This is a genomic window from Bifidobacterium sp. ESL0745 (assembly GCF_029433335.1).
Lineage (GTDB): Bacteria > Actinomycetota > Actinomycetes > Actinomycetales > Bifidobacteriaceae > Bifidobacterium.
Genome location: NZ_JAQTHX010000001.1, coordinates 150,351 through 177,308, shown reverse-complemented (window position 1 = coordinate 177,308; position 26,958 = coordinate 150,351). Strand labels below are relative to the sequence as shown.

17 protein-coding genes are annotated in these 26,958 nt (G+C 56.6%); 9 read left to right on the top strand and 8 right to left on the bottom strand.

From position 1 onward, the window contains the following. Window positions 1–56: 56 nt before the first annotated feature. Entirely contained in the window at window positions 57–1,148 is a 1,092-nt protein-coding gene (locus PT275_RS00565) for a CrcB family protein (RefSeq protein WP_277151329.1), read from the bottom strand. Between the two features lie 417 nt (window positions 1,149–1,565). Between PT275_RS00565 and PT275_RS00560 the strand changes: the two genes are divergently transcribed. Beyond that, the gene (locus PT275_RS00560; protein WP_277151327.1) at window positions 1,566–2,981 is read left to right on the top strand and encodes an FAD-dependent oxidoreductase; all 1,416 of its coding nucleotides are present in this window, start codon (window positions 1,566–1,568) and stop codon (window positions 2,979–2,981) included. A gap of 186 nt (window positions 2,982–3,167) precedes the next feature. Here PT275_RS00560 and PT275_RS00555 read toward each other — a convergent pair whose 3' ends face one another. Together PT275_RS00555 and PT275_RS09185 are read right to left on the bottom strand one after the other, a co-directional pair. Next, window positions 3,168–4,580: a PLP-dependent transferase gene (locus PT275_RS00555; protein ID WP_277151325.1), complete on the bottom strand. Its 1,413-nt coding sequence runs from the start codon at window positions 4,578–4,580 to the stop codon at window positions 3,168–3,170. 385 nt (window positions 4,581–4,965) lie between these two features. Next, complete coding sequence (locus tag PT275_RS09185; RefSeq protein ID WP_277151323.1) at window positions 4,966–7,848, bottom strand: ABC transporter ATP-binding protein/permease; 2,883 nt, start codon at window positions 7,846–7,848, stop codon at window positions 4,966–4,968. 339 nt (window positions 7,849–8,187) lie between these two features. Here PT275_RS09185 and PT275_RS00545 point away from each other — a divergent pair, with 339 nt between their 5' ends. The 6 genes from PT275_RS00545 to PT275_RS00520 all read left to right on the top strand — a co-directional run bounded on the left by PT275_RS00545 (window position 8,188) and on the right by PT275_RS00520 (window position 14,754). Continuing rightward, window positions 8,188–8,802 (top strand): NAD(P)-binding domain-containing protein, encoded by a 615-nt coding sequence (locus tag PT275_RS00545; protein ID WP_277151321.1) that lies wholly within the window; start codon window positions 8,188–8,190, stop codon window positions 8,800–8,802. 106 nt (window positions 8,803–8,908) lie between these two features. Further along, window positions 8,909–9,538 (top strand): NAD(P)H-binding protein, encoded by a 630-nt coding sequence (locus tag PT275_RS00540; protein ID WP_277151318.1) that lies wholly within the window; start codon window positions 8,909–8,911, stop codon window positions 9,536–9,538. A gap of 244 nt (window positions 9,539–9,782) precedes the next feature. Then, complete coding sequence (locus tag PT275_RS00535) at window positions 9,783–10,700, top strand: hydroxyethylthiazole kinase (protein ID WP_277151316.1); 918 nt, start codon at window positions 9,783–9,785, stop codon at window positions 10,698–10,700. Window positions 10,701–10,936: 236 nt separating this feature from the next. Beyond that, a complete protein-coding gene (gene thiE, locus PT275_RS00530; protein WP_277151313.1) occupies window positions 10,937–11,677 on the top strand; it encodes a thiamine phosphate synthase in 741 nt (246 codons plus the stop codon). A 169-nt stretch (window positions 11,678–11,846) separates the two neighbouring features. Then, window positions 11,847–12,713 (top strand): bifunctional hydroxymethylpyrimidine kinase/phosphomethylpyrimidine kinase, encoded by an 867-nt coding sequence (thiD, locus tag PT275_RS00525; protein ID WP_277151311.1) that lies wholly within the window; start codon window positions 11,847–11,849, stop codon window positions 12,711–12,713. 19 nt (window positions 12,714–12,732) lie between these two features. Continuing rightward, window positions 12,733–14,754, top strand: coding sequence for a bifunctional hydroxymethylpyrimidine kinase/phosphomethylpyrimidine kinase (locus PT275_RS00520; protein ID WP_277151309.1), 2,022 nt, complete (start codon window positions 12,733–12,735; stop codon window positions 14,752–14,754). 247 nt (window positions 14,755–15,001) lie between these two features. Here the strand turns inward: PT275_RS00520 and PT275_RS00515 are convergent, their stop codons facing one another. The 3 genes from PT275_RS00515 to PT275_RS00505 all read right to left on the bottom strand — a co-directional run bounded on the left by PT275_RS00515 (window position 15,002) and on the right by PT275_RS00505 (window position 21,823). After that, entirely contained in the window at window positions 15,002–18,634 is a 3,633-nt protein-coding gene (locus tag PT275_RS00515; protein ID WP_277151307.1) for an FtsX-like permease family protein, read from the bottom strand. 5 nt (window positions 18,635–18,639) lie between these two features. Beyond that, on the bottom strand, window positions 18,640–19,341 hold the full coding sequence (locus PT275_RS00510; RefSeq protein ID WP_277151305.1) for an ABC transporter ATP-binding protein: 702 nt from the start codon (window positions 19,339–19,341) through the stop codon (window positions 18,640–18,642). 124 nt (window positions 19,342–19,465) lie between these two features. Beyond that, on the bottom strand, window positions 19,466–21,823 hold the full coding sequence (locus PT275_RS00505; RefSeq protein WP_277151303.1) for a TetM/TetW/TetO/TetS family tetracycline resistance ribosomal protection protein: 2,358 nt from the start codon (window positions 21,821–21,823) through the stop codon (window positions 19,466–19,468). Window positions 21,824–21,957: 134 nt separating this feature from the next. Here PT275_RS00505 and PT275_RS00500 point away from each other — a divergent pair, with 134 nt between their 5' ends. Continuing rightward, entirely contained in the window at window positions 21,958–22,389 is a 432-nt protein-coding gene (locus PT275_RS00500; RefSeq protein ID WP_277151301.1) for a MarR family transcriptional regulator, read from the top strand. Between the two features lie 163 nt (window positions 22,390–22,552). Then, window positions 22,553–23,353 carry a DUF6198 family protein gene (locus PT275_RS00495; protein WP_348519511.1) on the top strand — a complete coding sequence of 267 codons (801 nt, stop codon included), beginning with the start codon at window positions 22,553–22,555 and terminating at the stop codon, window positions 23,351–23,353. Window positions 23,354–23,813: 460 nt separating this feature from the next. Here PT275_RS00495 and PT275_RS00490 read toward each other — a convergent pair whose 3' ends face one another. Further along, the gene (locus PT275_RS00490; protein WP_277151299.1) at window positions 23,814–26,537 is read right to left on the bottom strand and encodes a heavy metal translocating P-type ATPase; all 2,724 of its coding nucleotides are present in this window, start codon (window positions 26,535–26,537) and stop codon (window positions 23,814–23,816) included. Then, complete coding sequence (locus PT275_RS00485) at window positions 26,534–26,926, bottom strand: cupredoxin domain-containing protein (protein WP_277151296.1); 393 nt, start codon at window positions 26,924–26,926, stop codon at window positions 26,534–26,536. Before PT275_RS00485 ends, PT275_RS00490 begins: the two co-directional genes overlap by 4 nt. Window positions 26,927–26,958 lie beyond the last annotated feature (32 nt).

The window sequence follows — 26,958 nt, the reverse complement described above, 5'->3', positions numbered from 1 at the left end:
CAGCAGGAGGTCAAAAATAGCCGACCGTCATCCAACAACGAATCTGACGGAACCGCTTACCACAGCAAGCCAAGCAGCAGAAGACCCAGGCTCAGCGCCATCATGCCCGCCGTGTGGACAAAAGCCCATTGCGGCTTGTGCGCCTGCAGGAGTTTCGCTCCTTCCACACTGGCGGTGCTGAACGTTGAGTAACCGCCGAGGAAACCGGATGCAAGCAGATACTGCAAGGTCGACAGTCCGGCGTGGGTGCCGCACCATCCGGCGACAAGCCCCATGGCAAGACAAGCGGTGAGGTTGACGACGATCGTTCCGCAGGGGAACGGCAGATGGACACGATTGTTGACCCACGCGTCGACGCTGTAGCGCGTGAATGCACCCAAACCTCCCAAAAGCACAGCCCCGAGAAGCAGCCAGAAGGCATTGCCGTTCGTCCAGAAATGCCGATTGACGAGCAAGGCGGCGACGGCGATGCAGGCGAAGAGAATGAATGCGACACCAACCAACGGGCCGCGTTCAGGCCCTGTCGGTTCGTCAGGATCGATAGGTCCTTCGGGTAAATTTTGCGAATCGGTTGCATCAGAGGACCGAACGGGTGACGGGGCGTCGGACGAACCGTTCATTTTGGCGGATTCAACGGATTCAGCGGATTCATTTACTCTGGTGGCAGCGCCAGCGACCGGACCTGATTCACGACGGACGGCATCCGACACCAACGCATGGCGGGCAATATGCCGGTCGCCGACAGCCTTGCCCGCCATAAGTCCCCAAACCGCGAAAAGAAGCCCCAGAACGATACTGACCAACAGATACGCCACCGCGATGGGCGCATGGCCGCCTTTGATACGCTTGGCGACTTCAAGCATGAACGTGCTGTACGTGGTGTACCCGCCGATCAGACCGGTGCCAAGACCAAGTCGTGTCACTCTCCAAAAGCCGATATCCGGTCCGAGCGCGGCCATATACGCGGTGATGAATCCCAGTAGGAACGCGCCGGTCAGATTGATGACCATGGTCATCCACGGCCAGAGTGCATCGCTTGGCTGCAAGGCGCCTAAGGATAGGCGAACCAAGGAACCGAACGCACCACCGATGAATAATGCGACACCGACAACCAGCGCCGGGGACGTAACCGACTTGGTTTTTCCCATGACCGAATTCCCTCCCACACCAGTGATACCCATTTGGCGACCAACCTGCTTCAAGGCATCGGCAAACCTGCAAACTTCATTTTAAAATCAAGTAAAAATTATCCCCGCGAGCTGACAAATAGACTTATCTATACATTCATTAAATGAATACCCCATAAAGATCAACATCATGTCATGATTTTTGTCGAAAGCTTTTCACTTACACCGCAAGTCAAATCCCTATTCGGAAATCTGCTACAATCCCAATAGTCGTTGTTTGACAGGCAAAGCACTAAAGATAGGCAATACATAAAACGTTTTAATAACCCCACGTTTATATGGTTACCGTCGAGCCTTCTAGCTATTATATTTTAAAAGCCCAAGTTTTACCCTTTTGGAGTACGACGTGGTGCGAAGGAATTATCAGAGGGGATTTTCATGACCACAGTCGCTGTCATTGGTTGCACGCACGCTGGCACGTTTGCCGCCACTTCCATTCTTCAGAACCATCCCGACTGGACGGTTGACGTCTTTGAGAAAAACAACACCGTATCTTTCCTTTCCTGCGGCATTGCCCTATGGGCCGGCAACCATGTCAGCAGTACGGAAAAAATGTTCTACACCTCCCCCGAGGAACTCGAAAAGGCGGGGGCGCATATGCATATGCGCCACGAGGTCACCGACATTGACGTCAAGGGCAAAAAGCTTGATGCAACCGACCTCGAAACCGGCAAATCCAAACAATACCGGTTCGACAAACTCGTGGTCACCACCGGCTCCTCACCTGCCGCACCGTTCATCCAGGGTCTGCGGGAAGCGCTCAAGAACGGGCAGGCCATGCTCTGCAAGGATTTCAACGACGGCAAGCGCATCGTCGAACGCGCCGAGAAAATCAAGTCGGTCGTAGTCGTCGGTGCCGGCTACATCGGCTGCGAACTGGCCGAGCAGTTGAGCACGCGCGGCATCAAGGTCACGCTTGTGGATGCGCTGCCCCATGTGCTCGACAACAATTACGACAAGAACGTCACCGATCAGGCGGAAGCTGAGTTCAAGGCCCATGGCGTCACGTTGGCGATGAACCAGAAAGTCGTCGCCTTCCGCCCGGAAACCGGTAGCGATGGGGTCGAGGATTCCGGGGTGACCGTCGTCACCGAGCTCGGGGAATACACCGCCGATCTGGCCGTCATGGGCGCGGGCTTCGTGCCAAACACCAGCCTCGTCTCCTCACAGCTGCGCACACTGGGCTATGGCGCCATCATCGTCGACAAATACATGCGTGCCGCCACTCCGGAGAACGACATCCTCGATGACGTGTTCGCCGCCGGCGACTGCGCGACCGTCCGTTTCAACCCGACGAATTCCGACGAGTATCGGCCTCTGGCCACCAACGCCATCCGCGAAGCCCTTTTGATCGGCGAGAACATCGAGGAGCCGAAAAAAGCCTACGCGGGTACACAGGCGACCAGTGCCATCCAGCTGTATGACTTGTCCATGTCTTCAAGCGGCATGACCCTCGATCTGGCGAATCGTCGCCATATGGAAGCCGATTCCACAACCATCGTGGAGAATTATCGCCCAGAATTCATGCTTTCCACCACACCTGTGACTGCCACCATCGTCTATGAGCGGCAGACCGGCCGCATCCTCGGTGCACAATTCGCGGCGAAACACGATATTTCGATGGCCGCCAATCTCATTTCCGTCGCCATCCAGGCGGGCTTTACCATCGACCAACTGGCGACCACCGACATGCTTTTCCAGCCGAACTTCGACCAGCCGGTCAATTTCGTCAGCTCGGTGGCGATGGAGGCGGTTGCCCAGCGTGACAACAAACAGAAGACCTCAGAAGAATAGAGCCGGATTCTGGCATTTACGCGTTGATTCCCACCGATTCCAATCGACGTAAGGATGGCCTGATTCACTGCCGTAAAGGTGTGATCAGGCCATTCTTTATATTTATACCAGCCTATCTGCGCAAGTTGTCTGACCTGCTATACCTATCACAAACCAGCAGCCGTGCCGCAAGCACGGCCGAGAACCTCAGTACGCCCCGGCGATTGTCCGGTCAAGGTCAGCAATAAGGTCGGATGGGCGTTCCAAACCGATGGAAAGCCTCAGCAAATGATCGTCGACTCCGGCTGCCCGCCGATAATCCCCCGGAACCTCGCGGTGCGTGATCCTGGCAGGATTGACGATCAGCGAATGGGTGTCGCCGATGTTGGGAACATAGGAAAACACCTTGACGGCATCGACGACCCGGTTGATATGCGATTCGTCGCCTTCCAGTCTGAAGGAAAGCACCGGGCCGATGCCCTGCGGAAAGTAGCGATCCGCAAGGGCCTTGTTCCGACTGGAATCGAGGCCCGAATAATTGACCTGCGTGACATGCGGGACGCTTTCAAGATGACGCGCGATTGCAAGAGCCGTGTCCGTTTCCTGTCGGAAGCGCTGCGGCAACGTCTCCAGGCCGATCAGCTGAAGGTAAGCGTTGGCCGGTGACATGACCGCACCAAGATTGTGCAGGTATTTGATACGCACGCGTCCGGCGAAGGCGGCGTTGCCATAAGCTTCGGCGAAACTTTTCCAGACGCCGTGACGCTCGTCGCTGACCACGAGTTCCTTCTGCGTGAATTGCGGGAAGCGGCCGTTGGCCCAATCGAATTTGCCGGAGTCGACAACTATCCCGCCCAGGGCGTCGCCGTGTCCGCTGATGCCTTTGGTCGTCGAATGCACGACGACATCGGCGCCGAACTCGATCGGACGGAACAGGTACGGTGTCGGCACCGTGTTATCAACAATAAGCGCGACGCCGTGACGGTGCAGCATGTCGGCAAGAGGCTTGATGTCGGTGATGCCGGTGGACGGATTGGCCACTGATTCGGCGAATACGGCACGGGTGTCAGGTCCGATTTTCGATTCGACCTCAGCGACGTCGTTGATGTCTTCGACGAAATCGGTGTGGATACCGAACTGTGGGAAGAAGCTTTCCATGGCGTCGATCGAGGCGCCGTAAAGGTCTTTGGGGGCAATGAGCCTGCCACCGCCTTCTGCGGCGCAAAGCAGGGCAAACGACACTGCCGCCATGCCGGAAGCAAGCGCCACCGCCGAGACTCCGCCTTCGAGATTGGCCAGGCGGCGTTCCAACGCATCCACGGTCGGGTTGGCGCAGCGCGAATACGAGAATCCTTCGATTTCGCCGGAGGAAAGGCCATCGCCGCGAACGGCGTCGTGCATGGCGAACGCGGCGCTCTGATAGATCGGGACACTTACCGAACCGTGGTGTTCGTAAGGGTCGTAACCGGCATGGATGGCACGGGTCTCAAACCCCAAAGGTTGCCGTTGCTGCACATTGCCGGACTTATCTCGCTGAAAATCGTAAGCCCGGGAATCGTAGCTTTCCGAATTGTCGGATGTTTGACAACCTGCAAAGTCGTTTTCGGTATCACTGGCCATAGTGTCCCCCCCCCCCAATGCCCTCTCGGTTTCGATAAATGTTTGGATATCACGTTACCGTCCCGAACCTTCGCCGCCACGCGTCTTGTCATATCAAAAATCTATACGCGGTTCATGAGGCAAAAGGCAGAAAGGAATTTGGACACAACAGAAATGACTTTTCTACAAGACTTCGGGCTGTAACCAGACAACCATTCATTATCCATATAAGAGCCTGATGAAGCCGTCAATACCAACTGCTTATTGGACATCGCCAATGGATAAGTCAAGCCTCGTAGAGGCGCAGAATAATCTTGCGAAAAAATACCCATAGTATCTGGCCGCCCGCCACTGCGCGCACAGGGTAAGACCGTACACGCAGAATGACGTTGATTCATACAGGAAGCTATTCTGTGCGCAACGCAGTGGCCGGGTCCTGCTTGGCGGCCTTGCGCGACGGAATAAGCCCGCCGATCAGCGTCAACACTACCGACAGGATGATGAGGATTATCGCACCGGAAAGCGGCAGCGCGGCATTGACCCGATTCGTGCCCATGAAGTGGTGCATCAAGGCATTGCCAGGCACGATCAGGATCAACGTGACCACGATACCGATGACACCGGCGCATAGGCCGATGATCCCCGTCTCGGCGTTGAAGACCGTGGAGACGTTGTGCTTCGAAGCGCCCATAGCACGCAGGATGCCAATCTCCTTGGTGCGTTCAAGCACCGAAATGTAGGTGATGATGCCGATCATGATCGAAGAGACCACCAACGAAACCCCGACAAAGGCAATCAGCACGTAGGTGATGACATTGATGATAGTGGTCACCGAATTCATCATGAGGCCCGCGTAATCGGTGTAGACGATGCGGTCCTTCTTTTTGACGCCGTCGTTATAGCGTTTGATTGCGTCCTCGATGTTGTTCTTGGCATCGAAACTGTCGGCATAGATTTTGATGGAACTCGGCGCATCGCGGCCGATGACGCCGAAATCAGCGAGATTGCCGTTATAGGTGCCGGTTGAGACGTACTGGTTGTAGATCGATACCAACACGTTTTCCGGAGCCGTAGCAAGATACTTTTCGAAGGACTGGGCCACTTGCTGTTCACCCATGCCAGAGACCGCTTCCTGCGGGTTACTGGCCACTGCGGAATTGCCGGCGGCGGTCGCGGCGGCGTTGCGTTGCTTGGTGACGTCGGCGGACTGGTTGGAGCTTGCCGCACCCATACCACCTGGAGCCTGGGTCATAAGGCTTTTGGCCATGTTAGCCTGCTCCGAGACCGGCAGCGAGGCCACGTAGGCCTTGGCGTTGGCCGCCTTGGTCGCATCGTCCGAAGGCGCAAAGGTCATGCCGTTCAAAATGTTGTGGGCTGGATCGGCCTTCTGCGCGTTGACGATTTCGCTGGATTCCGCGTAATCGATCAGCGAATTGGTGAGCATTCGCGTATAGCCGATGCCCGGTGCCAGCGGTGTGGTCTTCGCATTGGCATGAGCACGGATGACACCGACGATATGCAACTTGACCGCCGCTTGCGAATCCATCAACTTGCCGACCTGATCCGCGTCGTTGCCCACGTATTTGTAATGCCCGTCCGCACCCTTGACATACTGGTCGGCGGCGGGCAGAAGCGTCAGCGACTGGTCCATCGCCTTGGAATAGTCGATACGGGAGGTGGCGGTCTTGACCTTCTCGCCGCTGTTGAGCCGGTTCATCATGTCGTTGTAATCGGCGCTGGGAAGCAGGCCGAGCTCGTAGACCTGGGTCAGCGGAATCTGGTTGTTCTTGTCGAGAACCAAGACCACCTGGTCCTTTGCTTTCGGCCAATGCCCTTTGACCATTTCGTAGTTGTCGGTGATCACCGAACTGACCGGTTGTTTGTCGGCGTGCTCGCCAGGCATGATTTCGGCGAATGCTGACGGCGCCTTGTTGTTGTCACTTTTGCCGGTGAGCTTGGAAATCTGCAGGGATTGCAGGCTGCCAAGGTCGTTGGAAGACGAATTGAGCCCGGCGAATGTACTGGCCGCGGACTGGGTTGCGGCGGAGCTTCCGCCGACTTTCACACCATCCACGTCCACAAGCGTGTCTTTGGAATCGTGGGTGAACACGGAGAATTTGGAAGAATAGGAATATTGGATGCCGACGTCACCGACATACTTGCGCACGTCGTTGCCAGGTTTGTCAAGGTATTCCTTGAACGGACTCAGATTATTGCTGGTGATGCCATTGGTGACGGACGCCGCTCCCTTGACGCTGGAATCGTCGGGGTAGATGCCGTTGCGCGGCTTGGCTTTCTCCTTGGAATCGGCCGCGGCCTGGGCGGTGTCCATGATCTTGTTCATGTCGAAGGTCTGCTCGTTGATCTCAATGGGGTACGAGGTCAGCGTCTCCTTCTGGATATCCGCGATGTAGCGGTTGACGCCAGTAGAGACGGAAAGGATCAGCGCGATGCCGATGATGCCGATGGAGCCGGCGAACGACGTGAGGATGGTGCGCGCCTTCTTGCTTTTCAGGTTATTGAAGCTCAACGCGACGGAAGTGGCAAACGACATCGAAGCCTTGCCCATCGTGCGGTGCACGGCAGGTTTTTCGTCGGCCATTTCTTCAGGTTTCACTGGCCTTGAATCGCCGCGAATCACACCGTCTTTGAGCTCGACGATACGGTTGGCGTATTGGTGGGCGAGGTCGGGGTTGTGGGTGACCATGACGACCAGACGGTCCTGCGCCACTTCCTTGAGCAAATCCATGATCTGCACGGAAGTCTCGGAATCAAGCGCGCCTGTCGGCTCGTCGGCCAGGACGATGCTGGGATCGTTGACCAGCGCGCGGGCGATGGCCACACGCTGCATTTGCCCACCGGAAAGCTGGTTCGGCTTTTTGTTGATATGGTCGCCCAAGCCGACCTTTTTCAAGGCTTCCTTGGCCCGCCGACGGCGGTTGACACGCGAGACACCGGAGATGGTCAGTGCCAGTTCGACGTTGGAAAGAATGGTCTGGTGCGGGATCAGATTGTAGCTTTGGAAGACGAAACCGACCGTATGGTTGCGGTAGGAGTCCCAGTCGCGGTCCTTGTATTTTTTGGTCGACGTGCCGTTGATCACCAAGTCGCCGGAATCATAGCGGTCAAGCCCGCCGATGATATTGAGCAATGTCGTCTTGCCGGAACCGGACGGACCCAAAATCGCGACAAACTCGTTGTCGCGCAAAGTCAGACTCACATCGTCGAGCGCCTGCTGAACGAAATCACCCGTCTTGTACTGCTTGCTGATGTCTTTAATCTGTAGCACGAATTCCCTGCCTGACTAATCGTCGAGTTACCGCGTTGTCGCCATGTCACAACTTCGTCTTGCCACTCTACCCCAACGCACAGCCCGTCAGCCGTACTTACGCCATCCGCCGCGCTATCCCCATCGGCCACACTTATTTCATCGGCACGAATTACGAATTATTTTTCGCTATCTAACCCACTTTTGCGCTAGATTGCCCGGATCTATAAGCGTTTAAAGTAACTGCTGACTTTCAGCATAGTTCTTGGATAGAGTGACAACCACAGCGTATGCCGCGATTCCAGTTTGCACGGGACCATTGCATTGCACCATATAACTTTCAAAAGAAAAGAGCACATCATGACAAGCATCACCGTTTTCGGATCAGGACATATCGGCGCGGCAGTCGCGGGCATCGGCGTCGCAGCAGGGGCCGACGTGCAGGTCATCGACCGCGACAAAACCAAGGCTGCAGCCATCCCAGGCGTCACCGCCTCGGCGTGGAGTGAGGAAATCACCGGCGACATCGTTGTTCTGGCCCTGCCCTATCCCGCGGAGGCCAATGTCGTTGAGGAATATGGCGCACAACTTGCGGGCAGGGTGGTTGTGGACCCGAGTAATCCGCTCGATTTCAGCACGATGGATCTGGCGCTGCCGCAAGGAGCACATTCCGCCGCAGAAGAACTGGCAGCCAAACTTCCTCAATCCGAAGTCATCAAGGCGTTCAACACCGACTTTGCCGCAACGCTGGCCAGCGGTACCAACGACGGGGCGCCGACCACGGTGATGGCCGCCTCGGACAGCGAGGACGCCAAGAAGGCATTGCAGGCCGTTGTCGAAGGCGCGGGCCTGCGCTTTGCTGATGCCGGCCCTTTGAAGCGTGCATCCTACATGGAAGGCTTCGGCGCACTGCAGATGGTGCTGGCCATGAACGGCGCCACCCAATGGACCAGCGGCTTCAAGGTCGTCAAGTAGACGCATCAGGTTCGTGGCGGAAAATGAACAAAAATCCAAGCCATTACGCTCATTTGATGCCGTGAAACCGCATTTATATACGATTCCAACAGAAAGAGTACTTATTATGAGCAAGAAAATCGCAGTGGTCGCAGCCAACGGCAAGTCCGGACGTCTGATCGTCGAGGCGGCCGTCAATCGCGGCATGGATGTCACCGCCATCGTGCGCGGCGAAAACAAAACCAAGGCGCCGCACGCCATCGTCAAGGATCTCTTTGACCTGACGGCCGCCGACCTCACCGGTTTCGACGCCGTGGTGGACGCCTTCGGCATCTTTGATCCGGCCAAGCTCGACGAGCACAGCACCTCGTTGAAACACCTAGCCGACGCCCTGTCCGGCAGCGACACCCGTCTGCTCGTGGTTGGCGGCGCTGGCAGCCTTTACACCGACAAAGCGCACACCAAGCAGCTTTCCGATTCGTTCCCGGACAACATCAAGGGCGTTCCGCTGGCCATGGGTAAGGCGCTTGACGCGCTGCGCCGCCGCAACGACGTCCATTGGACCTACGTGAGCCCTGCTGGCGATTTTAAAGCCGACGGCCCGCGTACCGGCAAATATGTTCTGGCCGGCGAGGAGTACACCACCGACAAGGACGGCAAGAGCGCGATCAGCTACGCCGACTATGCGGTGGCTATGGTCGATGAGATCGCCACTGACAAGCCACATGACCGCGAGCGCATTTCTGTGCGTTGGTAGTTTATACCGTGTCAAATTTCCCGACTTAACACGCAATATTCCCCAGCTCGCAATCTACGGATATCATCCGATAGATTGCGAGTTTCTCCTTTATGAATCTGCCTTGTCCAATGAGGCGCATAGCGTCATGATTGTAAGTGCAGGGGAACCTGCGGACCGGCTTCGGCGGGTGCGCAAGTTGAGACGAGCACAACGCTCGACCCTTGGAACCTGTTGGTTAATACCATCGTAGGGAGACGCGAATATGGTCAATGACGCATACTCATCAGCAAACAACAATCTCAGCAATCTGGCGACGGACGATCCGCTGCGTACGAACATCCAGAAGGCCGCAAAGACCGTACGGGACACCACGCCTTTGGCGCAATCCTTCACCAATTTCGTCACCATCAACCTGGTGGCCAACGCCCAGCTGGCAGCAGGCGGCGCAGCGGCGATGAGCTTCCTGCCCGACGACATCGCCGACGGCGAGGCGGCCAGTGGCGCCAGCTACATCAACGTCGGCACGCTGCTGCCGTTCTACGAGGATGCGCTTGAGGAAATCTCCAGGCACTTCCAAGCCGATCACCATCGCTGGGTGCTTGACCCCGTGGCCGCAGGGCTAGGCACCACGCGTACCGATATTTTGAAGTCGTTCAAGGTCGCCCCACCTACCATCATCCGTGGCAACGCTTCCGAAATCATCAAACTGCGCGAAATGTGGGAGCTACCGTTGGACGGAGACAGCAATGACGATACGTCAAAGCAATCAAGCGGTCCGGTAGGCGTGGAATCGGCCGATGACGTCGAAGCCGCGGAAGACTCCGCACGTGTTCTGGCACGGTTCATCGCCAAGGGCGACGTGAGTGGTCAAGGCGCGGTAGCCGTTTCCGGCGAAACCGACCTTGTGACCGATGGCGAACACACGTATCGTCTGCCCGGCGGCAGCGCGATGATGACCAAGATCACCGGTGCCGGCTGCTCGCTTGGCGGCGTGACAGCAACGTATCTGGCCGTCGCCGACCCGCTTACCGCAGCCCTGGCCGCGAGCGCGCTCTACAACCGCGCAAGCGAAACCGGCGAGGCCAATTCGCATGGACCTGGTTCCTTCCAGGTCGCTTTCCTTGATGGACTCTGGTCGACCACGCCTGAGCAAATCGCCGCATCGCCGATTCTGGCTTAAACCAGGGGCGTCTTCAATCTAGCTGAAAAGTAAATCCAAGCAGCGTTGGAGGCAGGAATATCAACGATCTGTCTCCAACACAACAGCAAATGCGTGCTCACGTTGTGTTGGACGCAGAAGAACAACGTTGATACCTCCTTTTGCGGCCTTGCAAATTGATCTCGCCCGTTGCACCGGCCGGAATCAGGACAATGCCACCTATGACAAGTATTTCAATTGAATGAATCGAGTCAATAATGACCAATACGTATAAAACTCCATTCGCTTCGATGCGCGATTGCTTCGACCTGAGCTCGTACCTCGTGCTCGGACCTGCGGACACCAAATCACGGCCTGTCCCTGACATCGTGCGGCAGGCGCTGGCCGGAGGCATCACTTTCGTACAGATTCGAGTCAAACCGGGCGATGCAAGGGATATCACCGAGATCGCGCAGCAGACCGCCGACGTCATCACACAGGCCAGCGCATCCGGCTCCGTTCCGCTGGTCATCGACGACCGCGCGGATGTGGCCTGGCAGTGCCGCGATATGGGCATCAAGGTCGACGGCGTGCACATCGGACAGGATGACATGAACCCGGCCGAGGCACGCAAGCTACTCGGACCGGACGCCATCATCGGACTGAGCTGCAAAGTGCTTGATGAGGTGAAAGCCGCCAATTCCCTGCCTGCCGGCACCATCGACTATATCGGCGCAGGCCCGCTGCACCCCAGCACCACCAAGCCCGACTGCATCGTCATCGGTGCCGACCACAAGCACCACACACAAGACACCGCATCCATCAATGCGCTGTGCCGTGAGTCCTACTATCCCATCGTCGTGGGCGGCGGCGTGAAGCTCGAAGACCTGCCTGATTTGGCGCAAACGCAAGCCGCCGGCTGGTTCGTGGTCTCGGCCATCGCCGGGGCCGACGATCCGCAGGCCACCACCAAAGCCATGGTGGATTCGTGGAACGCCGCACGCGCGAAGCGTGGGTGAGACGTAAATGCATGACCCGCTCACCAACTTTCTCTTAGTTTGATGAGAATCATCAGAAGATAACCCTTGGAAACGCTATGAAACGACAGATGCTTCATCTGGGAACGCGCGCGGGTTAAGCATCCCATTAACGGAAAAGCAAAATCGCAGGAAATCGGCATTAAGAACAATGACAAACACGGAATCAACGACCAGTACGTCTGAATCCAACTCCGTCCGCCCATACCGGCTACCGACGGTGCTGTCCATCGCGGGCAGCGACTCGTCGGGCGGGGCTGGCATCCAAGCCGACCTCAAGACGCTCATGGCCTGTGGAGTGTACGGAATGAGCGCCGTCACCTCGCTGACCGCGCAGAACACTACGGGAGTGCGCGCCACTGCGACCACCTCTCCGGATATGCTGGCCGCACAGATCGATGCCGTATTCGAAGATATCCGACCGGACGCCATCAAAATCGGCATGGTGCCAAACGCCAAACTCATCGAAGTCATCGCGAACCGACTTGAGCATTTTCAAGCCACCAATATCGTGGTCGATTCGGTGATGATCGCTTCCAGCGGCGACAGGCTCAGCAGCAAAAATTCCGTGGACGTGCTGTGCACGAAGCTGCTTCCACTGGTCACTTTGGTGACGCCGAACATCCCGGAAGCCGAGACGCTCAGCGAAACCGATTCCGGAACCATCTGCGACGAGGCGAGCACCGTCGAAGCCGCGCGCCGTATCGCCAAACGTTGCGGTGGCTGTGCAGTGCTTATCAAAGGCGGACACGGGCAAAATGGTGCCAACGACCTGTTATTAGACAATGGACAAATCGCGTGGTTTCGCCACGAACGTATCGCAAATCCCAATACCCACGGTACCGGTTGCACACTTTCAAGCGCCATCGCCGCAGGACTTGCCAAAGGGCAACCGTTGGCCCAAGCCGTGCAAAACGGCAAAGACTATCTCACAGGCTGCATTGCTGCAGGCCTAGACCTCGGAGCGGGTTCGGGCCCAATGGACCATGCTTGGCAATGGCGGAATAGAGAAAACTAGACAAGGAAAGATTCCGAGAATGACCGATACAGTCGATTCCTTCGATTCCATTCAGAATTCGGGTATTTCTGAAGCCCAAGAAGGGAAAAATACGACAGAAGCCCTGAACGACGGTTCGGCACAGGCTATTACCAAACTGCTCGATATGCAGCAGCGCTACGACAATGACCTCAACCGAATTAAGCCGTCACGCCTACGAGTGCTTTCCATCGAAGGTTCCGACCCCATCGGCGGGGCCGGCACCATGGCCGATATGAAGGCGTTTACCGCCCAAGGTGTGTTTGGCTATGCGGCAATGACCAGTGTGCTTGCGCAGAACACGCAGGGTGTCACCGACATCGTCAACGTCGAACCGCCGTTTTTACTGGCCCAGCTCAAGGCGATCAGCAACGACGCGGATATCGACGCTATGAAAATCGGCATGCTTGGTACGCCGGAATTGGTCGACACGGTGCGAAAATGGCTGGTTGATCTGCTGAACGATTATGAAGTCAACGGCAAGTCCAAGCCGACCGTCGTGCTTGACCCGGTAATGTACGCCAAGTCCGGCGACCGGCTGCTTACCGCCGAAGCGGAACAGGCACTGACCACGCTGATACCGTTGGCCGACATCATCACGCCAAATGCCATGGAATTGGCTGCGCTTGGTGCGATGGACGACGAAGCAGAATTAGATAGCGATGCTTTTGACGGCAAAAATGCGGAAAACAAGCCGTTAGGCAATAACATAACCGCACCTCAATCAGTCAAAACTGGTCACACCATTCCCCAAGCCCCGCGTTCCTACGAGGAAATGGAACGGCTGGCAAAATCCGTGGCCACTCGCTTCGGCGTCGCCGTCTACGCAAAAGGTGGCGCTCTGGCGCTGAACGGCAACAAGGAATGCACCGATATTCTTGCAGTACCGAACTTGAGCGACACCACTGCTGGAGCCAATAAATCAGACAGCATTGCCACGAAAAGCTCGATCGAACCCATTGATGTAGCTGATTCTGAAAGCAACCCTTCAGCGCCGATGGATAACACACAGAAGAAAACAGCATCGGGGACGAACCCGAATGTCGCAGAACCGGCACCACCCGTAGCAACCGCATCTGCCCGAACGCTTCAATTCCCGTCCAAAACTGTTTCAGGATACGAGAAACCGATAACCATTACCCGTATCGAAGGCACGGCCGTACCAACGCAAAATGTGCACGGGACCGGCGACACCCTGTCAAGCACGCTCGCGGCCTTGCGACCACAGTCCGAAGATTGGGTCGAAACAGCAAAACGCGCCAAAGCGTGGATGACCGGGGCCATCACCGCCGCGGACAACCTGCATGTGGGTCACGGCCACGGCCCCGTCGACTTTACCTGGCAGCACTCCCCCACCGGAATGAGTTTCACGGAGGATTATTGGCGTCGTACCGCCGGAATCCGCAGACGCATCGCCAAAATGCCGTTTATCAAACGCATGCTTGACGGGACGCTGCCGCTGGACGATTTTGCGTTCTATCTGCACCAGGACGATATTTACCTGACGGATTACACCTCGTTGTTGGCACTGGCGAGCAGTCGCGCCGCCGATCCGCACGAACGCGCGTTCTTCGCCGACGCGGCCTCGTATGGGCTGGAGGAGGGACTGACGTTCCATAAGCAGTGGTACAGAGAGCATGGTTTCAGCACCGAACGTGCGCCAATGAGCGAAACGACCGCCGCCTATCTCGGCCACGAACACCGCTTCACCGACAATGGTTCTTACGCTGCGCTGGTTGCCGTGGTCATGCCCTGCTACTGGGTCTATTCGGTCATCGGGCAGGAGATGGAAGAGCAGGTTCGCGAGCGCAATCTCGACCTCGACCATCACCCATACGGCCTGTGGATCCGGATGTATGCCGACCCCGGTTTCGCTTCACGCACCCTCGAGGAGCTACACATTTGCGACAAGCTCGCGGCATCTGCGAACATGTATGATTACAACGAAATGATGGAAGCCGCTCTAGGCTCCACCGAGCACGAATATCGCTTCTTCGACCAGGCACTTGCCCGTCACAAATGATTGTTATCACCTCATGGCCGAGTTACCTTAGCGACAGAAACATCGGAAACCGCCTCCAACCAAGCAAGAAATACAGCCTCTGATTGGGACACGACAGGAAAATTGCAAACTTCCTCAACGCAATCAAAAACGCACGTTCCGCCAGTATCAGGGGGAGGGATATAAGATTCACGGTTCTAGCAGCGACATATACGCCCCACGTCAGCTCGAAACATACGCTTCATATTAGGCCGATATTGACGCGTCTTTAGTCCACGGACTTCAGAGCCTCGAGCATGTCGAGGTGCTTGAGCTTGGAGTTGACGAACCAGCCAAGGGCGGCGGTGATGAGGCCGACCACGACCAGCGGAACCACGAAGGCGAGCCAGGAAACCGACGGGTCGAACATGACGTCGTCCGGCGGAACGGCGGTGATGATGTAGCGGTGCAGCCACGCACCGAAACCGTAGCCGACGATGATGCCGAGGACGGAGAGCAGAATCGTTTCGCGGTAGATGTACATCGTGGTCTCGCCGTTGTAGAAGCCCAGCACCTTGATGGTGGAGAGCTCGCGGACGCGCTCGGAAACGTTGAGGTTCGTGAGGTTGTAGAGGATGACCACGCCGAGCATGGTCGCCACGATGATCAGCACCCACATGATCTGGTTCAGGGCCTTGACGACCACGTCGATCTGATGCATCAACGTCGTGTTCTGCACCACGCCCTGGATGCCGCCCAAACGCATGAACGAGGCCGCCTGCCGCTTGGTATTGGCCACGCTGCCGTCTTTGAGCGTGACCATATAGGCGTTGGTCTGGTAACGTTGTCCGAAGACCGAGCGGTAGGCGGACGGACTCATCACCATGAAGTGGCCAAGATACATCTCGCAGACACCGGAGATCTTGACGTGATAGGTCTTGCCGGCACCGTCCTGGAAATCGATGGTGTCGCCCTTCTTGGCGTGCACGAGGTTCGCGAACCGTTCGGAGACCACGGCCCCGTTCGAATCAAGCGAAAGCGGGTGGTGGCCTTGACGGGTGTTGAGCTTGATGTAATCGTTGAAGGCTGCGGTATCGCGCGGCACGAGCATCGTGACGGACTGCTTGTCGCCGTTGCGGCCGGCGACCTTGGTTATCGATTCGTAATGAACCGGCAACGAACGCTTGATATCGGACTTTTGAAGCCGTGCATCGATGGCCTTGTTCTGGGAATCGGTGACGTGGGCGTTCTGTGCGGCGATGAGATTGTAATGCATCACGCCGCCGAACTGGTGCTCGTTGATGCCCGAAATCGAACCTTGCACCGCAAACCCGGCGGTCAACAGCGCCACCGAGCCACACACACCGAAAATGGTCATGAACATGCGCTGCTTGTAGCGGAAGATATTGCGTGCGGTCACCTTGTGGGTGAAGTTCAGATGGTTCCAGATGAAGGGTATGCGCTCCAGCAGGATCTTGGAACCGGCGCTCGGCGGCTTCGGGAGCATGAGCGCGGCAGGCCGTTCCTTGAGCTCGCGCGCGGCGCTCCAGACCGCCGGCACCACGGCGCTCAGCATGGCCAGAACCACGGCGAGCAACGTGACCTGCCAGTGGAAGCCGAGATGGATCACCGGCACGTTGAAGCCGACCTTGTAGGCGTTGTAGACGATGATCGGCAGGAGCGTATGGCCGGTGAAGATGCCGATCACCGCGCCCAAGATCGAAGCGGCGAAGCCATAGACCACGAACTTCTTCATCACGTCCCGGTCGGAATAGCCAAGCGCTTTGAGCGTGCCGGCATTGATGCGCTCCTCGTCGACGAAACGGGTCATGGTGGTGAAGGTGACCAGCGCCGCGACCAAATACATGAAGTAGGGGAAAATATGCGAGAGCGAGTCGACGATCACGGAAATCGAATCGTAGATCTTATAGCCGTCTGAGCCAGGGGTCTCGCGTTTGGAATCCACGGAATAGACCGGATCCTCCACAGCGTTCAGCATGGCGGTGGCGTCGTCGAGCTTGCCTTCGGCGTCCTTGATCTTCTTTTGCGCATCCGGCTCGGCCTGGTCGAACTCGGCTTTTTTGCTGTTGTATTCGTTGGTCTTATCGGTCAGCTGCGTCTGTGTGGCATCGATCTGTGTCTGGGCCTGCTTCTGCTTGGCGGCAAGCTGCTGCTGCGATTGCTGTACTTTGGCACGGGCCTGGGCAAGCTGCGCCGCAGCCTGATCGAGCTGGGTTTTGGCGGCGGCAAGCTGTTGCTGCTTCTGGGCCAGCTGGGCATTGCCGGCATCAGCCTGCGCACGTTTGGCGTTCAATTGCCCCTGCGCCGCCTGGATTTGCGCGATGCCCGGATTGTAGGTCGTGTTGAGGAATGTGTCGCGGCCTTGCGTCGCCTCTGTAGACTTTTGCCCAACCGCCGCAGCCTGCGTTTTGAGCTGGGCCAGTTGCGTATTGAGCTGCGCAAGTTCGCCGGCTAGTTTGTCATGGTCGGAGCCGGAAACCGAAGGAAGCTGGGCATTGATGGCATTGATTTGCCCTTGGACCTTAGTGATCCCTTGATTGACGTTCTGCTGCGCGGTCGTAGCCTGAGCAACCGCATCGTCGGCTTGTTTCTTGCCGGTTTCGAGCTTGGCCGAGTTGTCATCGATCTGCGCTTGGCCGGTTTTCAGCTGTGCGTAAGCATCGTTGACCTGCTGAGAGGCAGCAGTGACTTGTGGAACGGCGGCATCATACTGCTGCTTGTTTACGTTGTACTCGTTCTGGCCTTGGGTAATCTTGGTCTGCGCCGCCGCAATCTGCTTTTGCGCGGAGGCCACCTGAGTCGCCAGCTGCTGCTTGGAGTCAGCCAGTTGCCGGTTACCGTTGTCAAGCTGGGTTTTCGCATCGGCCAATTGCCCTCGCGCACTATCGAGCTGCTGCCGGGCATCAGAGACTTGTTTTCGCCCGGAATCGATCTGGGAGTTGACCTGTTTGACGATCCCCTCGCGCCGTTCCTTCGGTCGGTTGGCAAGAATCTTGTCAAGTGCCTTTTTGTGGGTTTGCAGTGCATCATTATATTTCGATGAATAATGGTCACGCATGTGGTCGAGATCGGTATAGGTCAGCCTCGCAATCATGTAATCGTCGGACTTGAACGCACCCGGTGTCACCACCGCGTAACCGTCAAGCGAACCGGAACCGGAGGTCGAGGGACCCATATTCACCGAACTCAGAATCTCGGTGGAATCGACGACGCCGACGACCTTGAAGCTGTCGTGGCTCAAGACCTTGCGTCCCAGCGCATCCGCTTTCTCACTAACCTTCAACGTGGACCCGAGCGGATATTTACTCTGGTGAGACGAATCAATGGCCGTTTCGCCAGCGGTTTTCGGCATCCTTCCGTTCACCAGATGATAGGTCGAGATGTCTTTTGGCGCAGAAAGCACGCGGACGCTTTCGTCACTGCCCCGTACGACGACGTCCTTCAGATATCCGTATTCGATACGCGAGGCTCCGGGAGCCTTGTCTATCTGCTGCCGGTCGGATTTGTCGAGCCCATAGTCGGAGATGACGCTCAAATCGGCCAGATGGTGTTCGGCGAAATAGGCGTTGCCGGTGTCGCGCATATCCGGCCCGGATACGGTGAGGCCAACCAACGCAAAGGAACCCAGCGCCACGAGGCAGACGATGGAGAAGAACCGGCCTTTGGATTTCGAGAACGCCTGCCGGATATCGCGCCACAACATGCGTTTCGAGGTACGCGAGTGCGAAGACCCCGAAGCTTGACCGGCATCGCCGGCGGGATCGGGAACCGACGAACCGGCGAAGTCCGTGTTGCCATATGCATTGCCGGAATCGGCTTCATCGCTCTGAAGCATGTCGCCGGGCAGACGGACGGTGTCGTCCGGGCGGAAATCCGAACCCATAGTAGTATCGTCGGCCATACCCATCACCATTCGATATCGTTGATGTCGGCGGGCGCGGCGTGCTCCTCAATGGACTGCACACGGGCGTCGTGCATGTGGATGACACGGTCGCCGATGGGTGCAATGGCTGCGTTGTGGGTGACGATGATGACGGTGGAACCGAACTTGCGCGACTGGTCCTGCAGGATGTGGAGCACCTGTTTGCCGGTGTTGTAGTCAAGCGCGCCGGTAGGTTCGTCACACAACAGAATCTTCGGTTTCTTGGCCACGGCACGAGCGATGGCGACGCGTTGCTGCTCGCCGCCGGAAAGCTGGGCCGGGAAGTTGTCGAGACGGTTTTTGAGACCCACGTCGATCAGCGTCTGCGTCGGGTCGGCTGCATGCGGCACGATTTCGGCGGAAAGTTCGACGTTTTCACGGGCGGTCAGGTTAGAAACAAGGTTATAGAACTGGAAGACGAACCCGACGTCGTAACGACGGTAGGTCATGAGTTGTTTGGCGTCGTATTGCGCGATGTCGTTGCCGTCAATGACGACCTGGCCGGCATCGCAGGTGTCCATGCCGCCGAGGATGTTCAGAAGCGTCGATTTTCCGGCACCGGAAGCGCCGAGGATGACCACGAGTTCGCCGCGGTTGATGGAAAAGGTGACGTCGCGGTTCGCGTAGATCGTCGTATCGCCGGTTTTGTATTGCTTCGTCTCGCCTTTGACGTCAATATATGCCATCGCCGGATACCTCCCGTAGCCCAAATCTTGTCGCACGGCAAAAACCGCACTCAATCCATGATATTGATGTCGTGCGAAAATTATGCGTCCCGCCGCAAAAAATTAAATATATACGTCTGTTTGCCTAATTATCAAATGATAATCCGCTGTCGACATGGGCGAAATCGGGAACCTTGTTCCATTTGACGGCATAGCCGGCACCGTGGGCGCAGAAGACGGAATCGGGCGTATTCTCAAGGTCGGTTTCCGGGTCGTAGGCGGTTTGTTTGATGACTTCATCAGCGTTATGACAAGTCTTATAGCCCGCGAAAACGCAGGCCAGCGAGCCACGGCCGTGGGTATAGGCATTGACATCCATCGAGTAGTCGCGCATCTCGGAAACCGGTGCGCTGCCTTCGAGTTCGGCGTAATCGCCGTCGGGTTTCGGGGCATCGAAGGTACCGCTCATCCGCTGGATATCGGCCATCGCGCGACCAAGCATGTCCTGCGGGACCTGAAGACGGAAGCTGTAGAACGGCTCCAGAAGCCGGCACTCCCCTTTCGCCTTAAGTTCCATCAGCCCTTGCCGTACCGCGCGATAGGTGGCCTCGCGGAAGTCGCCGCCTTCCGTATGTTTTTCGTGGCCGCGGCCAGCGACGAGGGAAATCCTCATATCCGTGATCGGCGAACCGGTGAGAACGCCCAGATGTTCCTTCTCGCGCAAGTGGGTCAGAATCGCCCGCTGCCAGTTGCGGTCAAGATCGTCCAAACTGCACCGCGACTCGAAATGCAAACCGCTGCCGGGCTCCCCTGGTTCCAGCAGCAAGTGGACTTCGGCATAGTGACGCAACGGCTCGAAATGGCCGATGCCCTCCATCGGAGCGGCGATGGTCTCGCGATAGAGAATCCCACCAGTGCCGAAATGGACATCGATGCCAAAGCGGTCGTGCAACATCTGCGTGATGATTTCGACCTGCACCGCGCCCATCAGCTGCACATGGATCTCGCCGAGCCGCGCCACCCAGCGCACGTTGAGCGCCGGGTCCTCGTCCTCGAGCGTGCGCAGCGCCACCAGAATCTTGTGCAGCTCAGGCGTGACTTCGGCTGGTTTGACGGGATTGCGCAATGATTGAGGACCATTGGCAGTATTTTCCACTGTCGACGACTTGGCGCTTCCCGAGCGCCTGTCAGAACCTGACGAACTTCCGTCACTTCCAGCGTTGCTGAAACCATCCGCCCCTGACGACGGTTCCGGTTTTCCGCTTTTACCCGCATTTTCAACCTTCATCACGGATACTTTGCCAGAATCTTCGACTCCGGGCAATACCGTATATGTCAGCACCGGCCGTAATATCGATTCTCCTGCGTCAGCTTCAAAGCCCAGCCCCTCGCCGGGAAACGTTTTCGTCAATCCCGTCATCGCGCATACGTCACCGGCCGCGACCTCGTCGACCAAATCGAATTTCGACCCGGAATACCGCCGAATCTGGTCGACTTTCTCCTGCCAAATTTGAGTGTCGGAATCGGATGAATCATCTTCTCCTCGTGCATTCGTCAACATCGCCTTGACCTTGAGCGAACCGCCGGTGACCTTGAGCCAGGTGAGTCGATTGCCCTGATCGTCATGTGAAATCTTGTAGACGCGAGCGCCGAATGCGCCGGGATAATCCCGCTGTCTCGTGAACCGTTCCAGACCGACGAGAAATTCATCGACACCTTCGAGTTTCAGCGCAGAGCCTGAATAACAAGGAAAAAGCTGACGCGAGACGACCATCGAACGCAAGGTGTCATCGGAAATCCTGCCGACTTCAAGCAACTCGTCCATCGCCGCGCCACTTTCGTCGAGCAACGCGACTTCCTCCTGTTCACCGGGCTCGGTGTCGGTTTCAAAATCGACACACCCTTCGGAAAAGCGCTGCCGCATCTGCTCAATCCATCCGGCCTTATGCGCTCCAGCGGTGTCCATTTTGTTGATGAAAATAAACGTCGGCACCCGGTAACGCGCCAAAAGCCGCCACAACGTCTCGGTATAGCCCTGCAGACCATCGTTGGCACTCACCACAAGAATCGCATAATCCAACACCGTGAGTGTCCGCTCCATCTCGGCCGAAAAGTCGACATGACCAGGTGTATCGAGAAGCGTAAACTCAAAGCCATCTTCTCGAATATTGTTTTGGCTGTGCCCGCCATCACCGTTCATTCCGTAATTACCCGCACTTTTGCCGACTTTTCCCATATCGGCTCTATGGCCGCTAACGCTACTTGCAGACTTGCCATTATCGGAAGCACCGGCATCAGAAGCACCACGAACATCGAGAATGGCCTGTTTCGAGAAAATAGTGATGCCGCGCCGCTTCTCCATAGCGTCGGTGTCAAGGAACGCATCGCCATGATCCACACGCCCAAGCCTGCGGATCTCGCCGGCGCGATACAGCAACGCCTCGCACAGCGTGGTCTTCCCCGCGTCCACATGTGCTGCGATCCCCACCACCGCTCGTCTCATACCCGCACTCCTCCCTACATCCACATCAGCACACGAAGATTACCGCACGGTCTGGGCTTGTGACCAAATTTAGTGGACAAGTCCATGAATGTGGTTACTCTGGACTTGTCCACTAAATTTCACGAGGAAAAATATTGAAGCATTACCATTACCTCAGCAAATACATCGCCGGCATTTACCGCAAGACCAAAAGCAATATCAACCACCAGCTGGATTCCCTGAACCTGCGCGCCACGCAAAGTGACCTGTTGATGTTCATTCACGAAAACCCACACCTCCAGCAATCGACCATCGCCATACAAATGGGCATCGATCCGAGCTTACTTGCCAAAGACCTTACCGTCTTGGCAGCTCAAAACCTAGTAGTCAGAGAGACGTCGCAAACCGACAAACGGACAAAAACCATATCACTCACGCGCTCCGGCGAGCAAATGGCCGAACGCCTCACCACCATCATGGACAAAGAATGGCAGGACCTATTTGCCACCATGCCGGACTTTAACGCCGAGCGATTTGCAGACGCCCTGTACGACATCTATCAGGCTTTGCTGAAACCGAACAAATAGGACAGAAAACAAGCAATTTTGAAACCGCTGCAATTCGGCCAGACCTACACATCATCACCGCCAAATAGCGAATCTTCAAAATTCTTATAAATTTACGGGTCGGCTATCAATAGTCAATGCCGGCCTGACGATTTTCAGAGAACCAAACCAGCAATAGAAGGGGCTGTATACGTTCAATTTAACGGGAAAAGACAACAAACATCAACATAAGGAAGAAAAGCGGATCCATACAAGCCGTGAAACAGGCCACGCAAACACGCGAAGCCAAATTACAGAGCACAACGCTTCGAGAAACGAAAACATTATCGGTCATCCGCACATTTCCGCAGGAAATCTGATCAAACGTGTCATCACGTTGTCGTTCGGTATCGCAGTGATGGGACTTGCCGTCGCCTTGGCAAAAACAGCCCTCATCGGGACCTCGCCCATTTCAAGCGTCCCCAATGTGGTCAGCATTATTTCACCCTTGACCATTGGCGAGGCGACCGTCCTTTTCATGCTCGTTATCGTCTTTCTCGAGTGGATTGTACTTCGTCATGGATTTGGCTGGCGTAACATCATTCAACCTTTACCATCACTATTGTTCGGAGCCATCATCGATGTCTTCGTTTCCCTCCTTGGCTTCATCCATCTGCATTCCTACATCTCGCAGCTCGGGCTGAGCCTGGTAAGCATACCAATCCTCGCCATCGGCGTTTACTGCGAGGTCAATTCGAACCTGTTGATGATGCCGGGCGAAGGAATCGCTTTTGCAATGGCGCAACGTTTCCACAAAAAATTCGGAACCATGAAAATCATCGCCGATAGCACGATGGTACTGGCAGCGGCCCTGCTTGCGCTCGTTTGCACACACCGGCTCATTGGCGTACGTGAAGGCACTATTTTCTCAGCTTTACTCACCGGCGAATGTGTCAGCCTCGTCGAACGGGGATTGCCGAGATTCACCAATTTTTTACGCCGCTAAGCTACAAACGGCACAGAACCACCAAAACATGGAGCGAGTATATGCGGGCATGGTGAAGCGGGCCAAAAGAATTGGGAAGAAAGAACAAGCGACGACGCTTCACCACACAACAAGCGGATATCCGATTCTCCAGTAAAACCGGACATCCATCATGACCTACGAAAGACAAAAGACACGGCCTTCATCGAATCACGGTTTACAGTGTACACGCTTCTATCGTCTTTTGCGACACTTTAATAAAGTTTTGTCTCACTTTAAATTTACAGGGATTACGAGTCCAGGTTTATCAATTTTCCGGCTGGTATTGAGAAGTCGGCTCACATTAACCCACGATTACCAAAAGATACCGTACGTATTCCCATGGTTTCTTTTGGTAACTGTGGGTTAGTGCGAGTGCGGCCATATGGTCCATTATCAAAAATGACCACATTCTTGAAATTTCCTAAAGATTATCTCGTCGTCAGTCGGCGTACTTGGCAGGATCGGCAGCGAAACTCTTGGCGCAGTTGCTGCTGCAGAAGTAGTAGGTCTTGCCGTTGTATTCCTGGCTGCCGGCGGCCGACTTCGGGTCGATCGTCATGCCGCAGACCGGGTCCTTGACGGTGGTGGCTTTGCCGTTCATGTTCATATCCATAGTGGTTCCTTCTTTCGCTTTCGCGGGTTGATTGTTCTTGTTGCGCGACGCATCCGAAGACGCGTCAACAGTTTTTTGCGCAGATTCCGCTCTCGAGACTTCGCCATCTTTCGAAGTGTCTCTGAGCTCGACGTGACGCTCGCGGAGCTTGAACGTGAAGTGACGCGGTTTGATGGTCTCGGGATTGAACGAACGCAGACGGTTCGCGTTCAACACCACGGAAAGCGAGGAAAACGCCATCGCGGCGCCGGCGATCATCGGGTTCAGCATGATGTGCCAGAACGGGTAGAGGATCCCGGCAGCGATTGGGATACCAATGCCGTTGTAGCCGAAGGCGAAGCCGAGATTCTGCTTGATGTTGCGCATGGCCGCACGCGACAGGTCGATGGCCGTCACCAGGCCGGTGAGGCTGCCGGACACCAACGTGATGTCCGAGGACTCGATGGCCACGTCGGTGCCGGTGCCGATGGCGAAGCCGACGTCGGCGGCCGCGAGTGCCGGGGCATCGTTGATGCCGTCACCGACCATGCCGACCATGTGGCCTTCGTTTTGCAATCGCACGATTTCCTCGGCCTTGCGTTCCGGTCGGACACCCGCGATGACGCGGTCCACGCCCACTTCGTTGGCCATGGCCGAGGCGGTCGTCTTGTTGTCACCGGTAAGCATGACCACCTGCAGCCCGCGTTCCCGCAGCGCAGCAATGGCTTTGGCCGAGTCCGGCTTGACGGTGTCCGCCACCGCAAGTACCGCGACCAATTTGTCGTCCACAGCCGCCAGAATCGGGGTCTTGCCTTTTTGGGCATAGTCTGCGAACAGTTCTTTTGCATTGGATGGTTGTGATGCCGAATGTTCATCATCAATATCCGAATCGGAACGAGATTGTATGGTCTGGCCGTCGGTCGAATCTGCCTTGGCAATATCATGGCCGGCAATCGACGCAGCTGCATTGCCTTGGTTCGTTTCAGCAGAGACAGGCTTCACAGCATCAATATCGTTCAACGCCGACGAACCAGCCTCGCCTTGCTGCTGGTTTTGCGAACCAGACACAACAATATGGCGGCTTGTCATCAATTCAGCATTGCCGACGATGACATCGCGGCCATTGACTTTCGCCACTACCCCACTGCCCGGCACAGCTTCGAACGAATCGGCCTTCGGCACTTCCAGTTTGCGCTGTTGAACGCCTTTGACGATGGCCTGCGCAAGCGGATGCTCGGAGACCTGTTCGGCTCCGGCAATCAGGGAAAGAAGGTCTGAGCGTCGCGTCTGCGTCTGGTCCTCCACCTTTTCTCGCCTGTTTTCGCTTTGCGTTTGCGTCTGCCCGATCCTCCCATTTTGCCTATTCCCGTCCACAGCTTCACCAACCCAGCCTATGTCGGTGAGCTCGGGATTGCCGCGGGTAATGGTACCGGTTTTGTCGAGCACGACGGTATCGACGTCACGTGCGGTCTGCAGGGCCTCGGCGGACCAGATGAGCACGCCGTAGCGCGCGGCCTTGCCGGTGGAAATGGTGACCGAAAGCGGGGTGGCGATGCCAAGCGCGCACGGGCAGGCAATGACCAGCACGGCCACGGCCGACACCAGCCCGTAAAGTCCTTGCGGCGCAGGTCCGAACACCCACCAAATGACGAACGTCCAGATGGCGATCAAGATAACACCAGGCACGAAATAGCCGGAAATCTTGTCGGCAAGCTTCTGGATCGGGGCCTTCGAGGTCTGGGCAGTGCGCACGAGCTTGATGATCTGAGCCAGCACCGTGTCTCGCCCGACCTTGGTGGCGCGGTAGCTCAAAGTCCCGTTGCCATTGATGGTCGCGCCGGTCACTGTATCGCCAACTCCTTTGGAAACCGGAATGGATTCGCCGGTGATCATGGATTCGTCGATGGAGGTCTGGCCGGAAATGACCTTGCCGTCGACCGGAAGCTGCTCCCCCGGCTTGATGACGACGATATCACCCACTTCTACCTGGTCGGCGTTGATGTCGAGTTCCTTGCCATCACGGATGACGTGCGCGGTTTTCGGCGTCAAGTTGACCAGCGCACGGATCGATTCACCGGTGCCGAGACGTGCATGGGCTTCGAGCAGCTGGCCCAGAAGCATCAGCGTGATGATGGTGCCAACGGATTCGTAATACGGATCACGTGCGCTCGGCGGCAAAATCCCCGGCATAACAGTGACCACGACGCTATACGTATAAGATGCGGCGGTTCCCAGCGCCACCAGCGAGTTCATTTCCGGGGCGCGATGGATCAGCGCCAGCCAGCCGGTGCGGTGGATCGGCCAGCCCGAATAAAACATGACAGGCGTGATGAAGACGAATTCGACCCACGGATTGGTGAAGAAATCGACGATACCCATGGGGATGAACGCCTTCAACCACATGCCGAACATGGCGAAAACGAACACGGGAATCGTCAGGACCGCGGCGACGATAAGCCGGCGATTGAGCGCTTTGATCTCGGCCTTGCGCACGGCGTCCGGATCACCTTCCTGAGCCAGACCATTGTTTGCAGAAGGTCGTGTTGCCGCTGGCTTGCTGATTTGACTCATGACCTGTTCTTCCCGCCCTTCGGCAGCACATGCACGACACCATGCAGCATGTTCATGCCGCAGGCATACGGCAGATCACCGGGCTTTTGCGGCGTGAATTCAACGTTTGTGGTCTTGAAAGGAGGCAGGGTCTGGTCGATGCCGAGGTCGCTGAAAACGACGTGGGACGAGCACTCGCCATCCTCTTGCCTGTCGAACTGCAACCGCACGGGCGAACCGGCTTCCACATCGATTTCGGCAGGCGTATAGCCGCCTTTGACGACGATATGCGCAGTTTGCAAGGCACCGTCTCGGCTGGCTTGCGCGGCTTTTCTGGGTGCGAAAAAGTACCAGATGATGGCAACGCTCACCACAAGCGCCACCAGAATCACCGCGATATTGCCGACCATATCCCCTCACATTCCGCTTCCGAAATTGTCTT